This window comes from Pseudotabrizicola alkalilacus (genome assembly GCF_003443995.1).
Taxonomy (GTDB): domain Bacteria; phylum Pseudomonadota; class Alphaproteobacteria; order Rhodobacterales; family Rhodobacteraceae; genus Pseudotabrizicola; species Pseudotabrizicola alkalilacus.
Genome location: NZ_QWEY01000001.1, coordinates 184,786 through 205,215 on the forward strand (window position 1 = coordinate 184,786; position 20,430 = coordinate 205,215).

Sequence of the window (20,430 nt, forward strand, 5' to 3'; positions counted from 1 at the left end):
TTCGTGGTGGGCCACGGGTGGGAATAGAGCAATCGGATGCCCGGAGCAACTGGCGCGTTAGCGCTAAATGGCCTAATGGCTTAAAAGCACGTTGGGGTAAAGAAAACATGACGGACATGCGCCCGGAAATCAGGCATGAGGCGTTTGAAGTGCTGGGCACCGACCGGCCCGGCCCGTGGCTGGTGACCTGTGATCACGCCACAAACCGGGTGCCGGACTGGCTGGGCGGCACGCTGGGGATCGCGCCAGAGGATATGGCGCGGCACATTGCCTATGACGTGGGCGCGCGCGGTCTGGCGATTGCCTTGGGTGCGGCGCTGGACAGCCCGGTGCTGTGTTCCGATTTCAGCCGGTTGGTGATCGACCCGAACCGGGGCGAGGATGACCCGACGCTGGTGATGAAGCTGTATGACGGCACCATCATTCCCGCCAACCGCCATGTCGGCCCGGACGAGGTGGAAGAGCGGTTGCAGCGGCTGTACCGGCCCTATCACGCGGCCTATGCCTCGCTGGCGGGAGAGCGGGCGATTCTGGCGATTCATTCCTTTACGCCCTGTCTGAAGGGCCGCGCGCCCCGGCCCTGGCATATCGGGGTGCTGCACAGTCATGAGGATGAGCGGTTGTCGCGTGCGGTGATCGCCGGTTTGCAGGCGGTGCCGGACTGGTGCGTGGGCGACAATGAGCCATACTCCGGCCATCTGCCGGGCGATGCGATTGACCGGCATGCCTTGCAAAAGGGGCGGCACAATACGCTGATCGAGTTGCGCAATGATCTGATTGCCACCGAGGCGGAGCAAGTGGACTGGGCTGCACGTCTGGCCCCGGTTCTGTCAGCGGCGCTGAGGGCGGTTGCGGGCTGACCACCAGCCCGGCCCGGCGCAGACCGTCGACAATCCGGGGGCCGTCACACCTATTGGTATGACTTTTTCATCAATGTTTCAAATCACTTGACCCGCCTGCCTGCGGGCATGCAGATGCCGGTACATTTTTCTTAAAACACCCCTTAGTTGCGGAGCTGCCTGTGGAACTTTTGCTTTTTCTTCCCCTTTTGCTGGTGGGTGGTCTGGCTTTTGGTGGGGGCAGCGACCACGATGATGCCAGCGATTCCGATGACGCAACGGCAGAGGAGACCGGAGAAAGCCAGACCGGAACCACCGGCGCAGATATTCTGCTGGGTGGGGGCGGGGCTGATCTGATCGACGGGCTGGAGGGCGATGACATCATTTCCGGCGAGGCCGGGCCTGACACTCTGATCGGTGGTGCGGGCAATGATATTCTTCTGGGCGGTGCGGGCGATGATGTGCTGTCGGGCGGTACGGGCCGCGATATTCTGATCGGCGGGGCCGGGAATGACCTGCTGAACGGCGGCTTTGGTGCCGATCTGCTGATCGGGTCCAGCGGGTCTGACACGCTGATGGGCGGTCAAGGCAATGATACCCTGATCGGGGTGGAATATGACCTGATCGCGGAAGAGCTTGCAGGCGTGGCGGATGAGATCACGGAAGCGGTCGCCGGCACCAGCGATAGCCCGGCTGCGGGTCAGCTTGCGGCACGGATTGCCGGAGCGGCGCAATCGGGCGATGTGGCAGAGCGCGGCCCTGATCTGCTGGAAGGCGGCGGCGGGGATGATCTGCTGATTGGCGATGACGGCGATACGATGACCGGCGGCGCGGGCACGGATATGTTCGGCGTGGTCTATAAATCCGGTGATGATGCCAGCCTTATCACCGATTTTGATTATCATACGGAAACGCTGACGCTGGTGCTGGATAACCCGGATGCTGCCACCATCGTGATCCGGGCGGATGGCCCCGAGAACAGTGTGGTGCTTGTCGACGGTGAGGTGGTGGTCCGGCTGACCGGCCAGTCTGCGGCAGATCTGTCGGCGGACCCGTCGTCCTGGCTGTTCCTGGAGCCGCTGTGACGCTGGCTTGATGCCCCGGCCCGGATCGGACATGCTGTCCGGGCAGGAGGATACCATGACACAGGACGACCAGACCCGCACCGAACTTGAGGCCGCCGCGTTTCGCGCGTTGATGCAGCATCTGATTGAGAAGCGGCCCGATGTGCAGAACATCGACCTGATGAACATGGCGGGGTTTTGCCGCAATTGCCTGAGCCGCTGGTATCAGGCGGCGGCAAATGCGCGGGGCATCGAGATGGACAAGGCGCAGGCGCGCGAGATTGTCTATGGCATGCCTTATGAGCAGTGGGTGGCGCTGAATCAGACGCCTGCGGATGACGGCAAGCAGGCGGCGTTTGCCGAGGCTTTTGCCAAGAACGTCGGCAAGGTGGAGTGAAAGCTGGCCCTTTTGGGGCCAGCTGCTGGCCCTTTTGGGGCCAGCCTTTGGGTCAGATCGCGGCTTTGCGCATTTCGTCCAGATACAGCTCGCGCAGGCGCTGGGCGACGGGGCCGGGTTTGCCGGTGCCCACAGGTTTGCCGTCGATTTCCACCACTGGCATGACGAAGATGCTGGCAGCGGTGGAGAAGGCTTCATCCGCGCCTTGGGCCTCTTCGATGGTGAAAGGGCGTTCCTCGACCTCGAACTGCGCTTCGGCGGCGAAGCGCAGGACGGCGACACGGGTGATGCCGTGCAGGATATCGGTGGACAGGGCCCGCGTGATGATGCGGTTGCCCTTGACGATATAGGCGTTGTTCGAGGTGCCTTCGGTCACGGCGCCATCCTCGACAAACCAGCTGTCATCGACGCCGGCCTTTTTGGCGGCCATCTTGCCCATCGACGGGTAGAGCAGTTGCACGGTCTTGATGTCGCGCCGGTCCCAGCGCAGATCGGGGATCGAGATCACGCGAAAGCCGGTCTTGGCGGCGGGGGCGTCGGCGAGGTTTGGGATATCCTGCGTGAACGCCACGATGGTCGGCGGCAGGTCGGCGGACGGGAACACAAAGCTGCGGTCGCCGGGGTTGCCGCGCGTGACCTGCAGATAGATCATGCCCTGATCAATGTTGTTCAGCCTGACCAGTTCGCGGTGCATGGCGATCAGCTCGTCATCTGAACAGGGGGCGGCCATGTCGAGCTCGGACAGGCTGCGGTGCAGGCGTTTGATGTGACCGTCAAAGTCGATCAGCTTGCCATCGAGGACCGACGTGACCTCATACACGCCATCGGCCATCAGAAAGCCCCGGTCAAAGATCGAGACGGTGGCTTCGTGCTCGGGCAGGTAGGTGCCGTTGACATAGACGGTGCGGGTCATGGTGCTATCCCCATAGGGCCGGATGCGGCGGGTGGATGCCGTGCTCGTTGAACAACAGCGGGTTGTCGCGGGTTTGGGCCAGCAGGAGCGGTCCGTCAAGGTCTGTGAAGGCAGCACTTTGCGCAAGGATCGTGGCAGGGGTCATGCCAAGGCGGTGGCCATGATCCTTCAGAACAGCGGGAAAGTTGGAATCAGCCCATAATCTTTGATCATTTCCGATGCTTCGGCGAGCGGAATCAGCGCCAGAAACACCAAGGCATCCTGCAGGTTCACCCGGAGTGTGCGGACGTTGAACGTCACTTCCCCCTCGGTGCGGAACAGGGACGGGCGCGGGATGATCCGGGGCACACGGGCGGCATAGGCGTCATAGGTCGGGCCAAACTCGGCGCGCAGGAACGCTTCTTCCTTGGAAGCGGTGATGGAGAGGATCGTGAAGAAAAGGGCCGTCATCACCAGTGTCAAAACGATTGACCCAAGCATCATGCCAAATCCTGCCACGCCAATGGTGGAGAACAGGTAAAGCGGGTGGCGCATCATCGAATAGGGGCCATCCTGCATCACCACCGCATTCTTGCGCGCGCCGATATAAAGCACCGCCCAGAACCGGCCCAGCACGGCAAGGATGATCAGGGCGATGCCCGTCACTTCCATCACCTCGAACACCCAGTGCTGATCCATCCAGACGGATTTTGAGAACAGGATCAGGGGAAGGGCCACCACAAAAGCGATTCGCAGGGCTGCGATGCGCCGCTGCTGGTTGACGGGCGTATGGGGGACAGTGGCGGTGGACATGGCTGCATTCCTGTTGCTTGGCTGGGCGCGACATGGCTCCCGCAAGGGCGCTCCTGTCAAGGGAGGCGCGTTGGCATGGGACAAACTGCGCCAGTTGCTGCATCTGCAAACTTGGGATTGCAGGTCGGCACGCAATAATCTATCGCTGCAGCGCAGATTCGTGAAATTAACTTGCCGAGGCCCCTGATGAGCTTTCGTATCCAACCCACCCCGCCCGCCCGTCCGAACCGGTGCCAGTTGTTCGGCCCCGGATCGCGCCCGGCCCTGTTTGAAAAGATGGCGGCGAGTGCGGCGGATGTGATCAATCTGGATCTGGAAGATTCGGTGGCGCCCGCTGACAAGGATCAGGCGCGGGCCAATATCATCGCCGCGATCAACACGGTGGATTGGGGCACGAAAACCCTGTCGGTACGGATCAACGGGCTGGATACGCCATTCTGGTATCGCGATGTGGTGGACCTGCTGGAGCAGGCGGGCGACCGGCTGGACCAGATCATGATCCCCAAGGTGGGCTGTGCGGCCGATGTCTATGCGGTGGATGCGTTGGTGACGGCGGTGGAGCGCGCCAAGGGGCGCAAAAAGCCGATCAGCTTTGAGGTGATCATCGAAAGTGCGGCGGGGATTGCGCATGTGGAGGAGATCGCGGCCTCTTCCCCACGTTTGCAGGCCATGAGTCTTGGGGCGGCGGATTTTGCCGCCAGCATGGGGATGCAGACCACCGGGATCGGTGGCACGCAGGAGAATTATTACATGCTGCGCGAAGGGGTCAGGCATTGGTCCGACCCCTGGCACTGGGCGCAGGCGGCGATTGTAGCGGCGTGCCGGACGCATGGGATCTTGCCGGTGGACGGGCCGTTTGGCGACTTTTCCGACGATGAGGGGTTCCGCGCGCAGGCCTGGCGCTCGGCCACGCTGGGGATGGTTGGCAAATGGGCGATCCACCCCAAGCAGGTGGCGCTGGCCAATGAGGTGTTTACCCCGTCCGAGGCGGCAGTGACCGAAGCGCGCGAAATACTGGCCGCGATGGAAGCGGCAAAGGCGCGCGGCGAGGGCGCGACCGTGTACAAGGGCCGTCTGGTGGACATTGCCAGCATCAAGCAGGCCGAGGTGGTGGTGCGTCAGGCAGAAATGATTGCCGGGTGACGCAGCGTTACATCGGAATCGTTGACAAGATGCCACAGTGTGGTCAATGGTTCGTAACCAACGCCTGAAATACTGGCGTTTTGGAAAGAATACCCGCGCTGCGCACCAGGGGAGAGGAGGCCCCCGCGCAGCATCAAGGGGAGGATGCACGCCCCGAACCAGCGGTTCGGGGCGCTGCTGTTTTCAGGCCACGACAGGTTGCCGCAGAATGGTTTTCAGCTTGTCCTGCGGCACTTTGCGCGGGTCATTCAAGTAAATCTCGTGATGCTTTCCTGTCGGGCGCAGTCCGCTTGTGGCGATCTGCTGATGCAGCCCGGCGATGACAGGCGCTTCATCGGCGTAGCTGCCAATATGCAGGATCTGCAGGCAGTCCCCTTCGGCAAAGGTCTCAAGCCTGACCGCCCGCACCATGTCGGGCGTTGTTGCGGCCTGGGGGTCTTTGTCCGTTTTGGCCAGCATCCTGAGCCTTGCAGCGTCCAGCATGGCATCTGTTATCCCATCGGGCTGGCGGATCATCATCGTCCAGCGCCAGCGGTCGCGTCGGCCGTCAACAAAATCGCGCCTGTCGTCGGCCCACCACAGACCTTCCAACGGGGCGACGGTGTGATCATTCCCAAGCGCCTTTGCGGCGAATTTCAGCGCGTAGCTGAGGCCGTAAAGCGCGGCAACCGCTTGGCCATAGCTTGGCGCCAGGTTCGGGTCGCCGCTTCCGTCGACCATCAGAAAGAGCATGGGCGGAAGCATCAGCCGGTCAATCCGGCCCACCTTGCCGCTGTAAAACGCCTTGTCGGCCATCTTGAAATCAAGTTTTTCCATCTTGACACACTTTCGAACAGCTTGGTTCAGGGACAGGCAAGCTCTGGTCGAGAAATCTTGCTTGGTTGCATTTATAGGCTCGTGACGGCATATACCACGTTGCAGTTGCAGGGGTGCCCGATGAACTATCTGGAATTCGAAAAGCCACTCGCCGAGATCGAAGGCAAAGCCGAAGAGTTGCGGGCGATGGGGCGTGGCAATCCGGGGATGGATATTGCCAAGGAAGCCGAGGCGCTTGACAAAAAAGCCGAGGTGATGCTGCGCGATCTGTACAAGGATCTGACGCCATGGCGCAAATGTCTGGTCGCCCGCCACCCGGAGCGGCCGCATTGCAAGGATTACATTGACGCGCTGTTCACCGAGTACACGCCGCTGGCGGGGGACCGGAATTTTGCCGATGACCATGCGGTGATGGGCGGGCTGGCGCGGTTCAACGATTCTCCGGTGATGGTGATCGGCCATGAGAAGGGCAATGACACCAAAAGCCGGATCGAGCGGAATTTCGGCATGGCGCGGCCCGAGGGCTATCGCAAGGCGATCCGGCTGATGGATATGGCGGACCGCTTCCGCCTGCCGGTGATCACGCTGGTGGACACCCCCGGTGCCTATCCCGGCAAGGGCGCGGAAGAGCGTGGGCAGGCCGAGGCGATTGCCCGCAGCACCCAGAAATGTCTGGAAATCGGCGTGCCGCTGGTTTCCGTGGTGATCGGCGAAGGCGGGTCGGGCGGGGCAGTGGCCTTTGCCACCGCGAACCGGGTGGCGATGCTGGAGCATTCGGTCTATTCGGTGATCTCGCCCGAGGGCTGTGCCAGCATCCTGTGGAAGGATGCCGAAAAGATGCGCGAAGCCGCCGAGGCGTTGCGACTGACGGCGCAGGATCTGCAAAAGCTGGGCGTGATCGACCGGATCATCAAGGAACCGGTGGGCGGCGCGCAGCGCGGTCGGCGTGAGACGATCGAGGCGGTGGGCAAGGGTATCGAGGCGATGTTGAAAGAGCTGTCGGGCAAGAAGCCCGAGGCGCTGATCAAGGACCGCCGCTCGAAGTTCATCGACATGGGGTCGAAAGGGCTTGCAGCTTGAGCCCGTGGATTCTGGTGCTGCTGGCGGGGTTTCTGGAAACCGGCTGGGCGATCGGGCTGAAATATTCCAATGGTTTCACGCGTCCGATTCCGACGGGTCTGACCATCATCGGGGCGCTGGCCAGTTTCTGGCTGCTGTCACTGGCGATGAAGGAGCTGCCGGTCGGCACGGCCTATGCGGTCTGGGTGGGCATCGGCACCTTGGGCACGGCGATACTGGCGGTGATGCTGTTTGGTGAGCCGGTCAATCTGGTCAGGGTGCTGGGCATCCTGCTGATTCTGGGCGGGATCATCGCGCTGAAACTGGCCTGAGCCTGGTTGTGCGAGACTGTGGCGGCGCGCCTGTGCCGCTACCACATGGTCTTGGCGGCGCGGTCGGGCCATGCGGCGTCATAGGCGGCGCCGTCAATGTCGCCGCTGGTGATTTCGCGCATCATGTCGCCCACGGTCGGCAGGCCCGCTGACTGGTCGCCCGCTGACCACAGGCCCGAGCGGATCAGGGCGCGGGCGCATTGCGAATAGACCTCGGCTATGGAGATGACGATCACGCTGCGGGGCTGTTTGTCATCGCGCCGGAAGCGGGCGCAGAGTGTGGGGTCTGCGGTGACAATGGCCGTGCCGTTGACCCGCATGGCATTGTTGCTGCCGGCCACCAGAAACATCAGACTGACCCGACCATCGCGGACGATGTTGCGCAGGCTGTCGATCCGCTCGTTGCCGCGCCAGTCGGGCAGGGCGAGGGTGCGGTCGTCGAGGACCGTCACCACCGGGCCGTCATCGCCGCGCGGGCTGCCATCGGTGCCCTCTGGCCCGACGGTGGTGAGCACGCAGAACCGCGAGCGCCAGATCCATGCGCGGTAGGCGGCTGTCAGGTGAGGGGTGACTTTGCGCGACGCCGCTTCGCCCGCTGTGCCGTAAAGGGCGTGGAGGCTGTCGAGATCGGTGATCGGGGTCATCGGTTTCCTCTGCGGGTCTTTTGGCTGGGCAGTGAATGCGGAGGTCAATCCTCAGGGTCAAGTGACACTTTTTTCACAAGCGGGTTTTCCTGCAATTCTGCACACAGGGCATCTAGATCAAGGCCGCGCTTGGGCTGGGTGACGGTTGTGGTCAGGGTGACAGACCGGGTACTTTGGGTCATGGCGATGCTGCCCGGCCGCAGCTTTCGGGCCGAGAGCTGCGCTGCCAGATCTGCACAGCGATAGCCGGACTGTGCCACCACACTGATGCGCAGGCTGCTATGGGCCGGCAGCACGTATTGCATCACGCGCAGCGCCACAAGCACCGCAAGCACGATCAGCGTGCTGATGGTGGCCAGCTCCAGCATGCCCGCGCCATAGACGATGCCCAGCGATGCCGTGACCCAAAGCGAGGCGGCTGTGGTCAGGCCCTGCACCGACAGGCCTTCGCGAAAGATCACGCCTGCGCAGAGAAAGCCGATGCCGGTCAGGATGGCATGCGGCATCCGCGACATATCGCTGACAATCTGGGTGCCCGGAATCATCGACGTGTCCCAGGAGATCTGGCGCGCGGCGATCAGCATCATCAGGGCAGAGCCAAAGCACACCAGTGTGTGCGTGCGCAGCCCTGCCGGTTTGCCCTGCGCCTCGCGCTCGGCCCCGATCAGGACACCCGTCAGCAGGCTGCCCAGCAAGGGCAGCATCAAGGGGGCGGTGAAAAGGGTGGCGTACAGGCTGTCAAACGTCATGTTGCAGCAACCCGCCAGGGGTACACAGGGTTCCCCGTGCCGGTGATCTGCTTGGCGGAGGGGGGAACATCTGACATTTGGTTATGATCTGTGAAACCCCGCCTCGATCAGCAAGGCGTCGGAGGTGGATTCGATATCCTGTTCCAGTTGCTTCATGAATTGCCCGACCGGCAGGCCGGGTTCGATGCGGGGCAGGAAATGCACGACACAGGTGCCGGGCTTGCGCAGGATGCCGCGCTTTGGCCAGAACACGCCGATGTTGGTGGCGACCGGCACGCAGGGCTGGCCGAGCTGTTCGTAAAGCAGGCCCGAGCCGACCTTGTAGGGTTTCACCACGCCGGGGGCGACGCGGGTGCCTTGCGGATAGATCACCAACTGGCCGGGATCGGCGGCAGAGCGGGCGACATCGGCCTTCATCTTGGCAATCGCAGCCCCCCGTTTGCCGCGATCGACAAAGACACAGCCGATGCGCTGGGCGTATTGACCGAGAAAGGGGGTATAGATCAGTTCGTGCTTCATGATGAACTTGCCGCGCGGGATCGCGTTGAAGATCACCAGAATGTCGAAAAAGCTCTGGTGTTTGGCGGCAACCACCACCTCATCGGTCGGCGGCGTGCCGCGCACCTCGACCTTTAGCCCCAACATGATGCGGGCGGTAAAGATCACCCAACGGCAATAGCTGTGGCAGGCGGCAAAGGCACCATTGCGCGAGAACAGCGCCCAGGGGGCAAAGACTACAGCGATGACCGCCATGGCCAGATACATCTGGATGTTGAACAGCAGCGACAGGGTCCAGCGGACGGCAAGCATCAGGTCAGCCCTTTCAGGGTGCGGAAGGCGGCGGTGCGGGTGGCGGCAAAGGCGACAATGGCGGTGAGCGGGGGCAGGAGCAGCGGCAAAAGCCAGCCGAAGCCCTGAAACCCGAGGCCGGTGAGAAAGGCCCCGGCCTCATCAGCCTGCGGCAACAGGGCGATGCCGATCATGGCGATCACGGTGCCGATGGCGGCCCCGGTCAGCGCGCGCAGGGTGAAGCGGCGGACAAAGGCGCGCACGATATAGGCATCCTTGGCCCCCACCAGCCGCAACACGCGGATGACCGGCAGGTTGGCCGACAGGGCGGCATTGGCGGCCAGCGTGATCATCGCGGCGGTGGACCCGGCAATCAGGATCAGTGACAGCGCGCCCAGCAGGCGCAGACGCTCGGCCGCTTGTGCCATCGGCCGGCGCCAGCGGGTGTGATCGTCGAGCACGGCGCCGGGGGCCTCGGCCGACAGGCGCAGGCGCAGGCCTTGGCTGTCATATCCCGGCGCGGCTTCGGTCAGCTCGATCAGGCGCGGCAGCGGCAGGGCATCAACCGGCAGGTCGGGGCCGAACCACGGCTCCAGCAGGGCGCGCTGTTCCTCGGTATCCAGCGCGCGGGCCGAGGCGATGCCGGGCGTGGTGGACAACAGCGCAAGGACGGCGGCGACCTGGGTATCCAGCTGCTCCGGCGGGGCCGAGATGCGGATGGTGGCGGTGCCGGCAAGGGCCGAAGCCCAGCGGTCGGCCAGCCGCCCGGAGGCAAGCGACAGGGCAAGGGCAAAGACCGCCAGAAAGGCCATTGCGCCCGCCGTGAACAGCGTCAGCTGCGCGGTGAAACCCGAGGGCGGCACCACGCGGTCAGCCTGCCTGTCGGGGGCCAGAAGGGCGGGGAGGGTGAATTTCACAGATCGGCCCCCGCAAGCTGCACCCGGCGGTTCTGGATGCGCAGCACCCGCGCCGCCAGTTGCGATTTCGCCTGCCGGATCAGGTTCATGTCATGGGTGGCGACCAGAATGGTCTTGCCCATCCGGCTGAGCTCGACCAGCAGGGTCAGCAGGCGCAGAGACATTTCCCAGTCGAGGTTGCCGGTGGGTTCATCGGCGAGGATGACATCGGGCGACATGATGATGGCGCGGGCAAGGGCGGCGCGCTGACGCTCGCCCCCGGACAGCTGTGGCGGCAGGGCATCGGCCAGTTTGCCCAGCCCGACCCAATCGAGCAGCGCGGTCAGATCCTGCGCATCGCCTTTGCGGCTGGCCACGGTGAGCGGCAGGGTGACATTGGTGGCAAGCGGCAGATGGTCAAGGAACTGGCAATCCTGATGCACCACGCCGATGCGACGGCGGCTCAGCGCGACATCATCGCGCGACATCATGCGCGCATCACGGTCAAAGATCGTGACCCGGCCCGCTGTGGGGCGCAATTCGGCATAGGCGAGCTTGAGAAACGTCGATTTGCCCGCCCCCGATGGCCCGGTCAGGAAATGGAACGACCCCGGTGCAAGGCGCAGGGTGACATCCGAGAGCAATTCACCCCCGCCGTAGTTGAAACCCACATTCTCGAACGCGATCACTCATTCGTCCCCTTTGGCCGTGCCGCTGGCACTGTACTGGCGCTGTGGCAGAATTGCGCAAAGTGTCGGCGGATACAATGACAGCCAGAGCACCAGTGTTGCGAAAACAGCCACAAACTCTTGGCCTTGGGCGGGTTCGTTGCTAGTGTCCGGTGAAAATCCGGGAGAACCGGGAAAGGGTATGCGCTATGCGCCTGATCTGTCCGAATTGTGACGCCCAGTATGAAGTCGATGACGGTGCCATTCCCGACGCCGGGCGCGACGTGCAATGTTCCAACTGTGGCCACGCGTGGTTTCAGATGCGCGACCCTGTGGCTGACGATCTGAGCGACGATCTGTACCGCGAGCCGGAGCCGGTGGCCGAGGTGCCCGCCGCGGTCGCGCAGTCCGATGCGGAGGACGAGGAAGACGAGACGCCCATGGCGGCACCGCCCGCCAAGGCGCTGCCGGTGCAGCGGGCGCTGGATGACAGCGTGCTCGCGATCCTGCGCGAAGAGGCCGGGCGCGAGATGGCGGCCCGCAAGGCCGAAGCCACCGGGATCGAGATGCAGGGCGACCTTGGCCTGCCGCCGCCCCTGTCGCCGGTGGTGGGGTCAGCGGCGGCGGCGGCTGCCGCGTCGGCTGCGGCACGAACCGAAACCGACAAGCGCATCGCGACGATGAAGGGGGAGCCGGGTGTGCCGCCGCGCGCTGCGGCGCGGCGGGATCTGTTGCCCGATATCGAGGAAATCAACTCCAGCCTGCGGCCCAATGATATGGCCGCCAGTCTGGTGGAAGCGGCAGTGCCCAGACCGGCTTCGTCGGGGTCGGGGTTCCGCTCGGGCTTTGCGCTGGTGCTGATTTTGGCTGCGGTGGCGGTGCTGATCTATGTGATGGCGCCGCAGATCTCGTCTCAGATTCCGGGGACGGCGGATGCGATGGCGTCTTATGTCGCAATGGTCGATTCCCTGCGGCTGTCGGTGGATGCGCTGATGCAGCGCGCAACCGGTGCAGTAAACGGTCTGACCGGCGGCTGACTCAGGGTATGGGCGAGAGCGTTGTGACGCGGCGTAGCGGGTGACAAGCGCGCGGGCGGCGACCATTCTGCCGCCAGGTTGCCGGAGGACATCATGACCACCTATCCCCATCTGCTTGCCCCGCTGGATCTTGGCCATATCCGTCTGCGCAACCGCGTCCTGATGGGGTCGATGCACACCGGATTGGAAGAGCTTGGCGACTGGGGCCGGGTGGCGGCGTTTTATGCGGCGCGCGCGGCGGGCGGGGTCGGGCTGATCGTGACCGGCGGCATGGCCCCGAACCGTGCAGGCGGGGTGTATCCGGGCGCGTCGGGGCTGTTTTCAGAAACGGATATCGCCAATCATCGCCGCGTGACCGATGCCGTGCATGACGCGGGCGGGTTGATTGCGATGCAGATCCTGCATGCCGGGCGCTATGCCTATGGCAAGGGCTGCGTGGCGCCAAGTGCGATAAAATCGCCGATTTCTCCGTTCGTGCCACTTGAACTGGACGCTGCGGGGATCGAGACGCAGATTTCCGACATCGTGACCGCTGCCATGCGCGCGCGGGAGGCGGGCTATGACGGTGTGGAGGTGATGGGGTCGGAGGGCTATTTCCTGAACCAGTTTCTGGTGCGCCACACCAATCGGCGCGAAGATGACTGGGGCGGGGCTTATGAAAACCGCATGCGGCTGCCGGTCGAAGTGGTGCGCCGGGTGCGCGAAGCGGTCGGCCCCGATTTCATTCTGATCTACCGGATCAGCCTGATTGATCTGATCCCCGATGGCTCGACCTGGGATGAGGTTGTCATGCTGGCGAAACGGATCGAGGCGGCTGGGGCCACGATGCTGAACACCGGCATCGGCTGGCACGAGGCGCGGGTGCCGACGATTGCGACCTCGGTGCCCCGCGCGGCGTTTACGTGGCTGACCGCGCGTTTGCGGCCAGAGGTGGGGATTCCGGTGATCACCTCGAACCGGATCAACACGCCCGAGGTGGGCGAGGCGGTTCTGGCGGCGGGTCACGCCGATATGGTGTCGATGGCGCGGCCGTTTCTGGCGGATGCGAATTTCGTCGCCAAGGCGGCGGCGGGGCGGGCGGCAGAGATTGCGCCCTGCATCGCCTGCAATCAGGCCTGTCTGGACCATACTTTCAGCGGCAAGCTGACCACCTGTCTGGTCAACCCGCGCGCCTGTCATGAAACCGAACTGGTCTATGCGCCCGCCGCTGTGCCCAAGCGGGTGGCGGTGGTCGGCGCGGGCCCGGCGGGGATGATGGCCGCGCTGGTGGCGGCAGAGCGCGGGCATGAGGTGGTACTGTTTGACCGGGCGGATCGCGTCGGCGGGCAGCTGCATCTGGCGGCCTCGGTCCCCGGCAAGGAGGAATTTCGCGGGCTGATCACGTGGTTTGACACCATGCTGGAGCGGTCTGCGGTTGTGCTGCGGCTGGGCGAAGAAGCGGTGCCGGAGGCTTTGACGGGGTTTGATGAGGTGGTGATGGCCACCGGCGTGGCCCCCCGTGATCCGGGCATTCCGGGGCAGGAGCGGGCGCTGGGCTATCTGGACACCCTGCGCGGGGCCAAGGTCGGCCGCCGTGTCGCGGTGATCGGGGCGGGGGGCATCGGCTTTGATGTCGCCGAGTATCTGGTGCATTCCGGGGAAAGCCCGACCGAGGATTTCGCGCTCTGGCGGCGCGAATGGGGCGTTGGCGACCCGGCAGAGGTGGCCGGGGGGCTGGCCGTTGCCACGCCGGAGCCACCCGCGCGGGAGGTCTGGCTGTTGCAGCGCAAGGCGGAAAAACCGGGGCGGGGCCTGGGCAAGACCACGGGCTGGATTCACCGCGCGGCATTGGCGGCCAAAGGCGTGAAGATGCTGGGCGGGGTGAGCTACAAGGCGATCACCGGCGAGGGCCTTGTCATCGAGCGCGACGGGGTAGAGCAGCTGCTGGCGGTGGATGATGTGATTCTGTGCGCCGGTCAGGTGCCCGAACGCGGGCTGGCCGAGGCGCTGGTGGCGGCGGGGATCACCCCGCATGTGATCGGGGGCGCCGATGTGGCGGCGGAACTGGACGCCAAGCGCGCGATTGATCAGGGGGCGCGGCTGGCGGCGCGGCTGTAAGCGTTAGTAACCGTTGGGGTTTCCGGGCAGGATGGTGCCCGTGCCCTCATCCCCGGCAGAGCCGACCCAGACGATGCTTTGCCCGTTCAGACGCACGGCCCAGCAGCTTGCCGGGTTGCCGTCATAGCCAAAGCACATGCGGTTGCCGTCAATCGACCACTCGCCCGCGTAATCGGGGCCCCGGATCGCGCCGTCAGGGGCGTAATATTCAGTAAAGCCGCCCGAGGCGACCATCGCGCCTTGCACGGTATTTCCGACAATCGCGGTGCGGATCGCGTCTGCCGAGGCGAGATCCTGTGCCACGGCGGGCAGGGGCAGCAGGGCGGCAACGCACAGCAGGATGCGGGACAGTTTCATCGACACCCTCCTTGGGTTGCGCAAAGGTTAACGCATACCGGGCCGGTTTCAAAGGCCCGGCAAGGTCAGGTTTTCGGCACTGTGACATCCAGTTGCCGCGCCAGATCGGACAGCGTTTTGCGGTTGTCTGCAGTCCAGTCGGCGCGATGCGACAGGAACAACACCGCCTGACTGGAATGGATCAGCGCGTCGGACAGGATTTTCAGGTGGTTGGCGCGCAGGGTCTCGCCCGAGGAGGTGATATCGGCAATCGCCTCGGCGGTCAGGTTCTTGACCGTGCCTTCGGTGGCCCCCTGCGAATCGACCAACTGGTAATCGGCCACGCCATGGGTGGTCAGGTAATCGCGCACCAAGCGGTGATATTTGGTGGCGATGCGCAGGCGGAAGCCGTGGGTGCGGCGGAAAGCGGCGGCGGCTGCGTCCAGATCATCGAGCGTGTCAACGTCGATCCACGCGACCGGCACCGCGATGATCAGATCGGCATGGCCAAAGCCAAGCGGCGCGAGTTCGGCCACCTGCGTGGGCCAGTCGGCCAGCTTTTCACGCACAAGGTCGGACCCGGTGACGCCAAGGTGGATGCGCCCGGCAGCCAGTTCGCGCGGAATTTCCCCTGCCGACAGCAGCACCAACTCGACGCCCTCGATGCCATCGACGCGGCCGGCATACTCGCGCTCGGCCCCTGACAGGCGCAGGGTGACGCCGCGCGCGCCGAACCAGTCAAAGGTTTTCTCCATCAGCCGCCCTTTGGACGGCACGCCGATCTTGATCATGGCTTTTCCCCCATCAACCGGGTCATCAGCCCGGCGCGGATCACGCCGCCAACGGCGGGGATGGATTTGCCCTGTCCGAGCACGGCGGTCAGCGCGTCATAGCGCCCGCCGCTGGCGACCGGGGGCAGGGCGGGGTCGTCGGCGTGGAAGCTGAAGACGAAACCGTCATAATATTCCAGACTGGTGCGGCCGTGGCTGGCCTCGAACGGCAGGGTTTCGGTGTCGATGCCCTGCGCCGCCAGCGCGTCGAGCCGGGCGGCGAACCGGTCCACCGCCGGGGTGATCGCGGGCAGCATGGGCGCGATGCCGCGCAGATGCTGCAGCGCCGCACGCGACGGGGCCTGCAGCGACAAGAGGTCATAAAGCAGCGCGGCTTCGGGCGCGGCCAGCGCCGGGGTCTGGGCGTCTTCGGTCAGCGCCTGCACGCGGGCAGCAATCTCGGCCTCGCTGCGCAGGCCGGTAAAGGTGCCTGCCTGCGCGATCAGATCGGCGGGGGAGCCTTTGGCCAGACGGTCGAGCAGGTGCTTGCGGGCCTGCGGCACAGGTGCGCGGCCCGAGAACCGGTCGAGCAGGGCGCGGAAGCGTTGCGGCCGCCAGATGTGACGCAACAGCGCCTGTTTGCGGCGCTCAGAGGTGGCAAGGCCGCGCACGGCAGCCATCAGGATGCCGATGTCGCCGGTCACCGGGCGCAGGGTCAGACCGTTTTCGCGCAGCACCTGATTGATCAGGGCGAACACGCGGGCGTCGGACTCCTCTCGCTGGTCGCGGCGGAACACCTCGATCCCGGCCTGATGGAATTCCGACGGGCGGTCGCCGGCACGGGTCTGTTTGCGGAACACCGGGCCGGAATAGGCATATGTGGCGGGGTCTGCGCCGCCCGCCATGTGCTGCTGGACCACCGGCACGGTAAAATCTGGCCGCAACATCATTTCGCCTTGCACCGGATCGACCGTCATATAGGCGCGGGCGCGGATGTCTTCGCCGTAAAGGTCCAGCAGGGTTTCGGCGGGCAAAAGGATATCCGCCTCGACCAGCGTGGCGCCCTGATCGGCGAACCACGCGGCGAGGCGGTCAGAGGTTGCGCGTTCGACCCCGCTGCGCATCAGCCTTGATCCAGCATCCGGCGCACGGCGGCGACGAGGTCGCCGCGTAGCACTGTGTCTTGTGCGGGGCGGTCTTTCCATTCCTCCAGCGTGGCGTTCTGCGCGATTTTCGCGCCGAGGATCAGGTCTTTGAGGATGACAGTGCCGGATTCGGCCTCGTTCCCGCCCTGAATGACCGCAATGGGGGAATTGCGTTTGTCGGCGTATTTCAACTGGTTGCCGAAGTTTTTCGGATTGCCGAGGTAGGTTTCGGCGCGGATGCCCGCGCTGCGCAGCTCGCCCACCATGGCCATGTAATCAGCCATCCGGTCGCGGTCCATCACGGTGACGACGACGGGGCCGGTGTTGTCGGCGCTGATGCGGCCCTTGGCGTGCAGGGCGGCCAGCAGACGGTCAACGCCGATGGACACGCCGGTGGCGGGGACTGCTTGGCCGGTGAAGCGCTTCACGAGGTCATCATAGCGCCCGCCGCCCGCGACGGAGCCGAAGTTGCGCGGGCGGCCCTTTTCGTCGGTGATCTGGAAGGTCAGTTCCGCCTCGTAGACCGGGCCGGTGTAGTAGCCGAGGCCACGGACGACGGAGGGGTCGATGCGGATACGGTCGGGGCCGTAGCCTTGGGCGGCGAGGAGGGCAGCGATCTGTTCGAGTTCGTCTACGCCTTCGGCACCGACTTTGCTGTTGCCCACAGCCAAACGTAGGTTCGCGATTGTTTGAGTATTGGTTTCTGATTTTGCGAGAAGGAACTTAACCAGACCCTCAACAGCAATAGGAGGTACGTTAAGTCCAGGAATAAATGCACCCGAAGCATCACGACGGCCGTCTGTAAGTAACTCAACGACACCGTGAATGCCTACTTTGTCGAACTTGTCGAGGGTTCTCAATATATCGTCTGCAATCGAGTGCAACGCACGCTTTCCGACATCAATCGCTCGTTTGATAACGTCGGAATTGCCCTGTATTGGGTCCTCATTCATGACTCTATCAGTTGCGTTGTCGAGTATGCCGTTCAGCACCTTGCGGTTGTTCACCTTGACCACATAGTCGCCGCGCTCGATCCCGGCGGCTTCCAGTGCGTCGGCCAGCATGGCGCAGATTTCGGCGTCGGCGGCGACCGAACCCGACCCGACCGTATCGGCATCGCATTGATAGAACTGGCGGAATCGACCCGGCCCGGGCTTTTCGTTGCGCCAGACCGGCCCCATCGCATAGCGGCGATACGGCGAGGGCAGGTCGTTGCGGTACTGCGCGGCCACGCGCGCCAAGGGCGCGGTCAGGTCGTAGCGCAGGGCCAGCCAGTCGGTATCCTCATCCTGCCAGGCAAACACACCCTCATTCGGGCGATCCACGTCGGGCAGGAATTTGCCAAGCGATTCAACGGTTTCAACCGCGCTGGTTTCCAGCGGATCAAAGCCGTAGCGGTGGTACACCTCGGCGATCTTGTCCAGCATGGCTTTGCGCGTGGTCACTTCGGTTCCGAAGTAATCGCGGAAGCCTTTGGGGGTTTCGGCCCTTGGGCGGCGGATTTTCGCGTCGGACATGGCGGTTTGGCCCTTCGATCTTTGCCGGGCATCCTGTAACGGATGGGGGGGATGGCGGCAAGCGGCACGCGGGCAATCATGGGGGTGCGGATGATGGATCGGTTTGACGGGATCGAGGAGCGGGTGGCGCACCTGCAACGGGCGGTCGATGATCTGTCGGACGTGGTGACGGCGCAGCGGCGCGAGGTGGACCGGCTGACCCGACTGGTCGGCCTGCTGGTCGAACGCGAGGCCGAGCGTGAGGCGGGGATGGGCGAGGCGCCCGCCGCCGATGTGAGGCCGCCGCATTGGTAGGGCTGACCGTGGATTATCCGGCGCTGGCGGTGACGCTGGGGATCGGTGCGCTGGGCGGAGTTCTGGCGGCGGCGCTGGGCGTGCCGCTGGGCTATCTGCTGGGGTCGCTGCTGGCGGTCGCCATAACGGCAGCGGCAGGCTGGCGGCCGCTGGGGCGCGCGGTGACGATGCCGATGCGGCTGCGGATGTCCTTTGTGCCGGTGATCGGGGTGGCGATCGGCGGGGCGTTCACGCCAGAAGTCGCGCAGGAGGCGTTGGGCTGGGGCCGCAGCCTGCTGGCGCTGGTGCTGTTTGTGCCGCTGGCGCATGCGCTGGGCTATATGATCTTTCGCCGGGGCGGGCTGCCCCGGGTGGATGCCTATTTCAGCGCGCTGCCGGGCGGGCTGATTGAAAGCGTGCAACTGGGCGAAGAGGCCGGTGCCGATGTGCGGCTGCTGACAGTGCTGCAGTTTCTGCGGCTGATCCTGACCATCATCGCGGTGCCCCTGATCTTTGCCGGGGTGACCGGCCATGCGGTCGGCTCGGCCGCCGGGGTGCAGATGCACGGCGCGGATGTGGCGCTGACCTTTCGCGATGTGCTGGTGCTACTGGCCTGTGGCGGATTCGGCGTGTGGCTGGCGCGGCTGTGCCGGATTCCGGCCTGGATCATCACCGGGCCGCTGATCCTGTCGGCACTGGCGCATGCGCTGGGCTGGGTCGAGGGCGTGCCGCCGGGCTGGCTGATCTCGTTGACCCAGGTGGTGTTGGGCACCGGCCTTGGGGCGCGTTTTGCCGGGGTGAGCGGGGCGATGCTGCGGCGGGCGGGGGGCCTTGCGGTGCTGAACGGGGCCGGGGTGATGGCGCTGGCCTTTGGCTTTGCGATGGCGCTGCATGCGCTGGTGGGGGAGCCGGTGGCGGCGGTGTTTCTGGCCTTTGCCCCCGGCGGTTTGGCCGAGATGAGCCTGATCGCCCTGAGCCTGAACATCAGTGCGATTTACGTCACCACGCATCACGTGCTGCGGATCGGGATGGCGGTGGTGGCGGCGCAGATCGGCGCGCGGTGGTTTGCCAAGGGCTAGGCGCGGTTCTGGACAGGGGGGGCCGTGCGTGGCACTAGAGGTGCGACCCAAGGAAAGCCCGCGCGCAGGGCAGAGATGAGATCGACCGTGTTGACCCCCGACGCCCTGACGCCAAGCTCCCTGACACCGGAAGCGCATCGCCGTGCCGCCGAGCGTGTGTTGCGCATCGAGGGCGAGGCGCTGTTGACGCTGGCGGGCGCGCTGCCCGACGATTTTGCCGGGGCGGTCGCTGCGCTGCTGGAGGTGCGGGGCCGGGCGGTGCTGTCGGGGATCGGCAAATCGGGCCATGTGGCGCGCAAGATCGCGGCGACACTGGCCTCGACCGGTACGCCGTCGCTGTTCGTGCATCCGGCCGAGGCCAGCCATGGCGATCTGGGCATGGTGACGCCGGATGATATCTGCATTTTGCTGTCAAACAGCGGTGAGACCATGGAATTGCGCGATCTGATCGCGCATTGCGCGCGGTTTGACATTCCGCTGATCGGGATGTCGCGCGATGCGGGCAGCACCCTGATGCGGGCGGCGGATTACCGGCTGACCATTCCAGACCTGCCCGAGGCCTGTGCCATCGGCATGGCCCCCACCACCTCGACCACGCTGATGATGGGCTTGGGCGATGCTCTGGCTGTGGCGCTGATGGAGGCGCGGCGGTTTGAGGCGGATCAGTTCCGCACCTATCATCCCGGCGGCAAGCTGGGCGCGCAACTGACGCTGGTGCGGCAGGTGATGCACCCGCAGGTGCCGCTGGTGCCGCTGGACGCGCCAATGCAGGAGGTGGTGCGGGCGATGACGGCGGGCGGTCTGGGGGTCACAGGCGTAGTCGATGCGCAGGGGCTGCTGGCGGGGGTGGTGACCGATGGCGATCTGCGGCGCAACATCGTCGGGCTGCTGGACCGGGTGGCGGGCGACATTGCCACGCGCAGCCCGAAAACGGTGGCCCCGCAGACACTGGCTGCCGAGGCCTTGGCCATTGTGAACAAGTCGAAAATTTCTGCGCTGTTTGTCTGTGAGGACGGGCGGCCTGTGGGGATCGTGCATCTGCACGACCTTTTGCGCATTGGCGTGATGTGAGGGA

General features: G+C 64.7%; 23 protein-coding genes and 1 pseudogene. 11 read left to right on the forward strand and 13 right to left on the reverse strand.

Features of this window, described 5'->3' with window-relative positions; all coding sequences use genetic code 11:
• The first annotated feature begins 107 nt into the window (after positions 1-107).
• The 3 genes from D1012_RS00850 (at position 108) to D1012_RS00860 (ending at position 2,300) form a co-directional block, all read left to right on the forward strand.
• The gene (locus D1012_RS00850; protein ID WP_233516976.1) at positions 108-860 is read left to right on the forward strand and encodes an N-formylglutamate amidohydrolase; all 753 of its coding nucleotides are present in this window, start codon (positions 108-110) and stop codon (positions 858-860) included.
• A gap of 161 nt (positions 861-1,021) precedes the next feature.
• On the forward strand, positions 1,022-1,924 hold the full coding sequence (locus D1012_RS00855) for a calcium-binding protein (protein WP_118149453.1): 903 nt from the start codon (positions 1,022-1,024) through the stop codon (positions 1,922-1,924).
• A gap of 55 nt (positions 1,925-1,979) precedes the next feature.
• The gene (locus tag D1012_RS00860; protein ID WP_118150000.1) at positions 1,980-2,300 is read left to right on the forward strand and encodes a DUF1244 domain-containing protein; all 321 of its coding nucleotides are present in this window, start codon (positions 1,980-1,982) and stop codon (positions 2,298-2,300) included.
• Between the two features lie 52 nt (positions 2,301-2,352).
• Here D1012_RS00860 and D1012_RS00865 read toward each other — a convergent pair whose 3' ends face one another.
• From D1012_RS00865 to D1012_RS00875, 3 genes and pseudogenes are all read right to left on the reverse strand, one after another.
• Positions 2,353-3,213, reverse strand: a complete 861-nt coding sequence (locus D1012_RS00865; protein ID WP_118149454.1) for a D-amino-acid transaminase — start codon at positions 3,211-3,213, stop codon at positions 2,353-2,355.
• Positions 3,214-3,217: 4 nt separating this feature from the next.
• A pseudogene (locus D1012_RS22905) lies at positions 3,218-3,373 on the reverse strand (dipeptide epimerase); the annotation flags it as partial.
• 8 nt (positions 3,374-3,381) lie between these two features.
• On the reverse strand, positions 3,382-4,005 hold the full coding sequence (locus tag D1012_RS00875; RefSeq protein WP_118149455.1) for a methyltransferase family protein: 624 nt from the start codon (positions 4,003-4,005) through the stop codon (positions 3,382-3,384).
• Positions 4,006-4,191: 186 nt separating this feature from the next.
• Here D1012_RS00875 and D1012_RS00880 point away from each other — a divergent pair, with 186 nt between their 5' ends.
• Positions 4,192-5,148: an L-malyl-CoA/beta-methylmalyl-CoA lyase gene (locus D1012_RS00880; protein ID WP_118149456.1), complete on the forward strand. Its 957-nt coding sequence runs from the start codon at positions 4,192-4,194 to the stop codon at positions 5,146-5,148.
• A gap of 183 nt (positions 5,149-5,331) precedes the next feature.
• Here D1012_RS00880 and D1012_RS00885 read toward each other — a convergent pair whose 3' ends face one another.
• On the reverse strand, positions 5,332-5,964 hold the full coding sequence (locus tag D1012_RS00885) for a GyrI-like domain-containing protein (protein WP_118149457.1): 633 nt from the start codon (positions 5,962-5,964) through the stop codon (positions 5,332-5,334).
• 120 nt (positions 5,965-6,084) lie between these two features.
• On the opposite strand from D1012_RS00885, the gene D1012_RS00890 reads away from it, so the two are divergent.
• Positions 6,085-7,044, forward strand: coding sequence for an acetyl-CoA carboxylase carboxyltransferase subunit alpha (locus D1012_RS00890; protein ID WP_118149458.1), 960 nt, complete (start codon positions 6,085-6,087; stop codon positions 7,042-7,044).
• Positions 7,041-7,355 (forward strand): DMT family transporter, encoded by a 315-nt coding sequence (locus tag D1012_RS00895; RefSeq protein ID WP_118149459.1) that lies wholly within the window; start codon positions 7,041-7,043, stop codon positions 7,353-7,355. The genes D1012_RS00890 and D1012_RS00895 overlap by 4 nt, the downstream gene beginning before the upstream one ends.
• A 38-nt stretch (positions 7,356-7,393) precedes the next feature.
• On the opposite strand, the gene D1012_RS00900 is transcribed toward D1012_RS00895, so the two are convergent.
• The 5 genes from D1012_RS00900 to D1012_RS00920 form a co-directional block, all read right to left on the reverse strand.
• A complete protein-coding gene (locus D1012_RS00900; protein ID WP_118149460.1) occupies positions 7,394-7,999 on the reverse strand; it encodes a pyridoxamine 5'-phosphate oxidase family protein in 606 nt (201 codons plus the stop codon).
• A gap of 44 nt (positions 8,000-8,043) precedes the next feature.
• Positions 8,044-8,748 carry an MgtC/SapB family protein gene (locus tag D1012_RS00905; RefSeq protein WP_118149461.1) on the reverse strand — a complete coding sequence of 235 codons (705 nt, stop codon included), beginning with the start codon at positions 8,746-8,748 and terminating at the stop codon, positions 8,044-8,046.
• Positions 8,749-8,829: 81 nt separating this feature from the next.
• A complete protein-coding gene (locus D1012_RS00910; RefSeq protein ID WP_435530885.1) occupies positions 8,830-9,558 on the reverse strand; it encodes a lysophospholipid acyltransferase family protein in 729 nt (242 codons plus the stop codon).
• Positions 9,558-10,454 carry a cell division protein FtsX gene (locus D1012_RS00915; protein WP_118149463.1) on the reverse strand — a complete coding sequence of 299 codons (897 nt, stop codon included), beginning with the start codon at positions 10,452-10,454 and terminating at the stop codon, positions 9,558-9,560. The genes D1012_RS00910 and D1012_RS00915 overlap by 1 nt, the downstream gene beginning before the upstream one ends.
• The gene (locus D1012_RS00920) at positions 10,451-11,122 is read right to left on the reverse strand and encodes a cell division ATP-binding protein FtsE (RefSeq protein WP_118149464.1); all 672 of its coding nucleotides are present in this window, start codon (positions 11,120-11,122) and stop codon (positions 10,451-10,453) included. Before D1012_RS00920 ends, D1012_RS00915 begins: the two co-directional genes overlap by 4 nt.
• A 188-nt stretch (positions 11,123-11,310) precedes the next feature.
• On the opposite strand from D1012_RS00920, the gene D1012_RS00925 reads away from it, so the two are divergent.
• A complete protein-coding gene (locus D1012_RS00925) occupies positions 11,311-12,138 on the forward strand; it encodes a zinc-ribbon domain-containing protein (protein ID WP_118149465.1) in 828 nt (275 codons plus the stop codon).
• A 93-nt stretch (positions 12,139-12,231) separates the two neighbouring features.
• Positions 12,232-14,235 (forward strand): FAD-dependent oxidoreductase, encoded by a 2,004-nt coding sequence (locus D1012_RS00930; protein WP_118149466.1) that lies wholly within the window; start codon positions 12,232-12,234, stop codon positions 14,233-14,235.
• Positions 14,236-14,238: 3 nt separating this feature from the next.
• On the opposite strand, the gene D1012_RS00935 is transcribed toward D1012_RS00930, so the two are convergent.
• The 4 genes from D1012_RS00935 to hisS all read right to left on the reverse strand — a co-directional run bounded on the left by D1012_RS00935 (position 14,239) and on the right by hisS (position 18,003).
• On the reverse strand, positions 14,239-14,592 hold the full coding sequence (locus D1012_RS00935) for a hypothetical protein (protein WP_118149467.1): 354 nt from the start codon (positions 14,590-14,592) through the stop codon (positions 14,239-14,241).
• A gap of 65 nt (positions 14,593-14,657) precedes the next feature.
• Entirely contained in the window at positions 14,658-15,362 is a 705-nt protein-coding gene (gene hisG / locus D1012_RS00940; protein ID WP_118149468.1) for an ATP phosphoribosyltransferase, read from the reverse strand.
• Entirely contained in the window at positions 15,359-16,465 is a 1,107-nt protein-coding gene (locus D1012_RS00945; RefSeq protein WP_118149469.1) for an ATP phosphoribosyltransferase regulatory subunit, read from the reverse strand. Before D1012_RS00945 ends, hisG begins: the two co-directional genes overlap by 4 nt.
• On the reverse strand, positions 16,465-18,003 hold the full coding sequence (gene hisS, locus D1012_RS00950; protein WP_118149470.1) for a histidine--tRNA ligase: 1,539 nt from the start codon (positions 18,001-18,003) through the stop codon (positions 16,465-16,467). The genes D1012_RS00945 and hisS overlap by 1 nt, the downstream gene beginning before the upstream one ends.
• A 51-nt stretch (positions 18,004-18,054) precedes the next feature.
• Here hisS and D1012_RS00955 point away from each other — a divergent pair, with 51 nt between their 5' ends.
• From D1012_RS00955 to D1012_RS00965, 3 genes are all read left to right on the forward strand, one after another.
• Entirely contained in the window at positions 18,055-18,297 is a 243-nt protein-coding gene (locus D1012_RS00955; protein WP_233516977.1) for a SlyX family protein, read from the forward strand.
• A complete protein-coding gene (locus D1012_RS00960) occupies positions 18,291-19,355 on the forward strand; it encodes an AbrB family transcriptional regulator (RefSeq protein WP_118149471.1) in 1,065 nt (354 codons plus the stop codon). Before D1012_RS00955 ends, D1012_RS00960 begins: the two co-directional genes overlap by 7 nt.
• Positions 19,356-19,430: 75 nt before the next feature.
• A complete protein-coding gene (locus D1012_RS00965; protein ID WP_118149472.1) occupies positions 19,431-20,426 on the forward strand; it encodes a KpsF/GutQ family sugar-phosphate isomerase in 996 nt (331 codons plus the stop codon).
• Positions 20,427-20,430 lie beyond the last annotated feature (4 nt).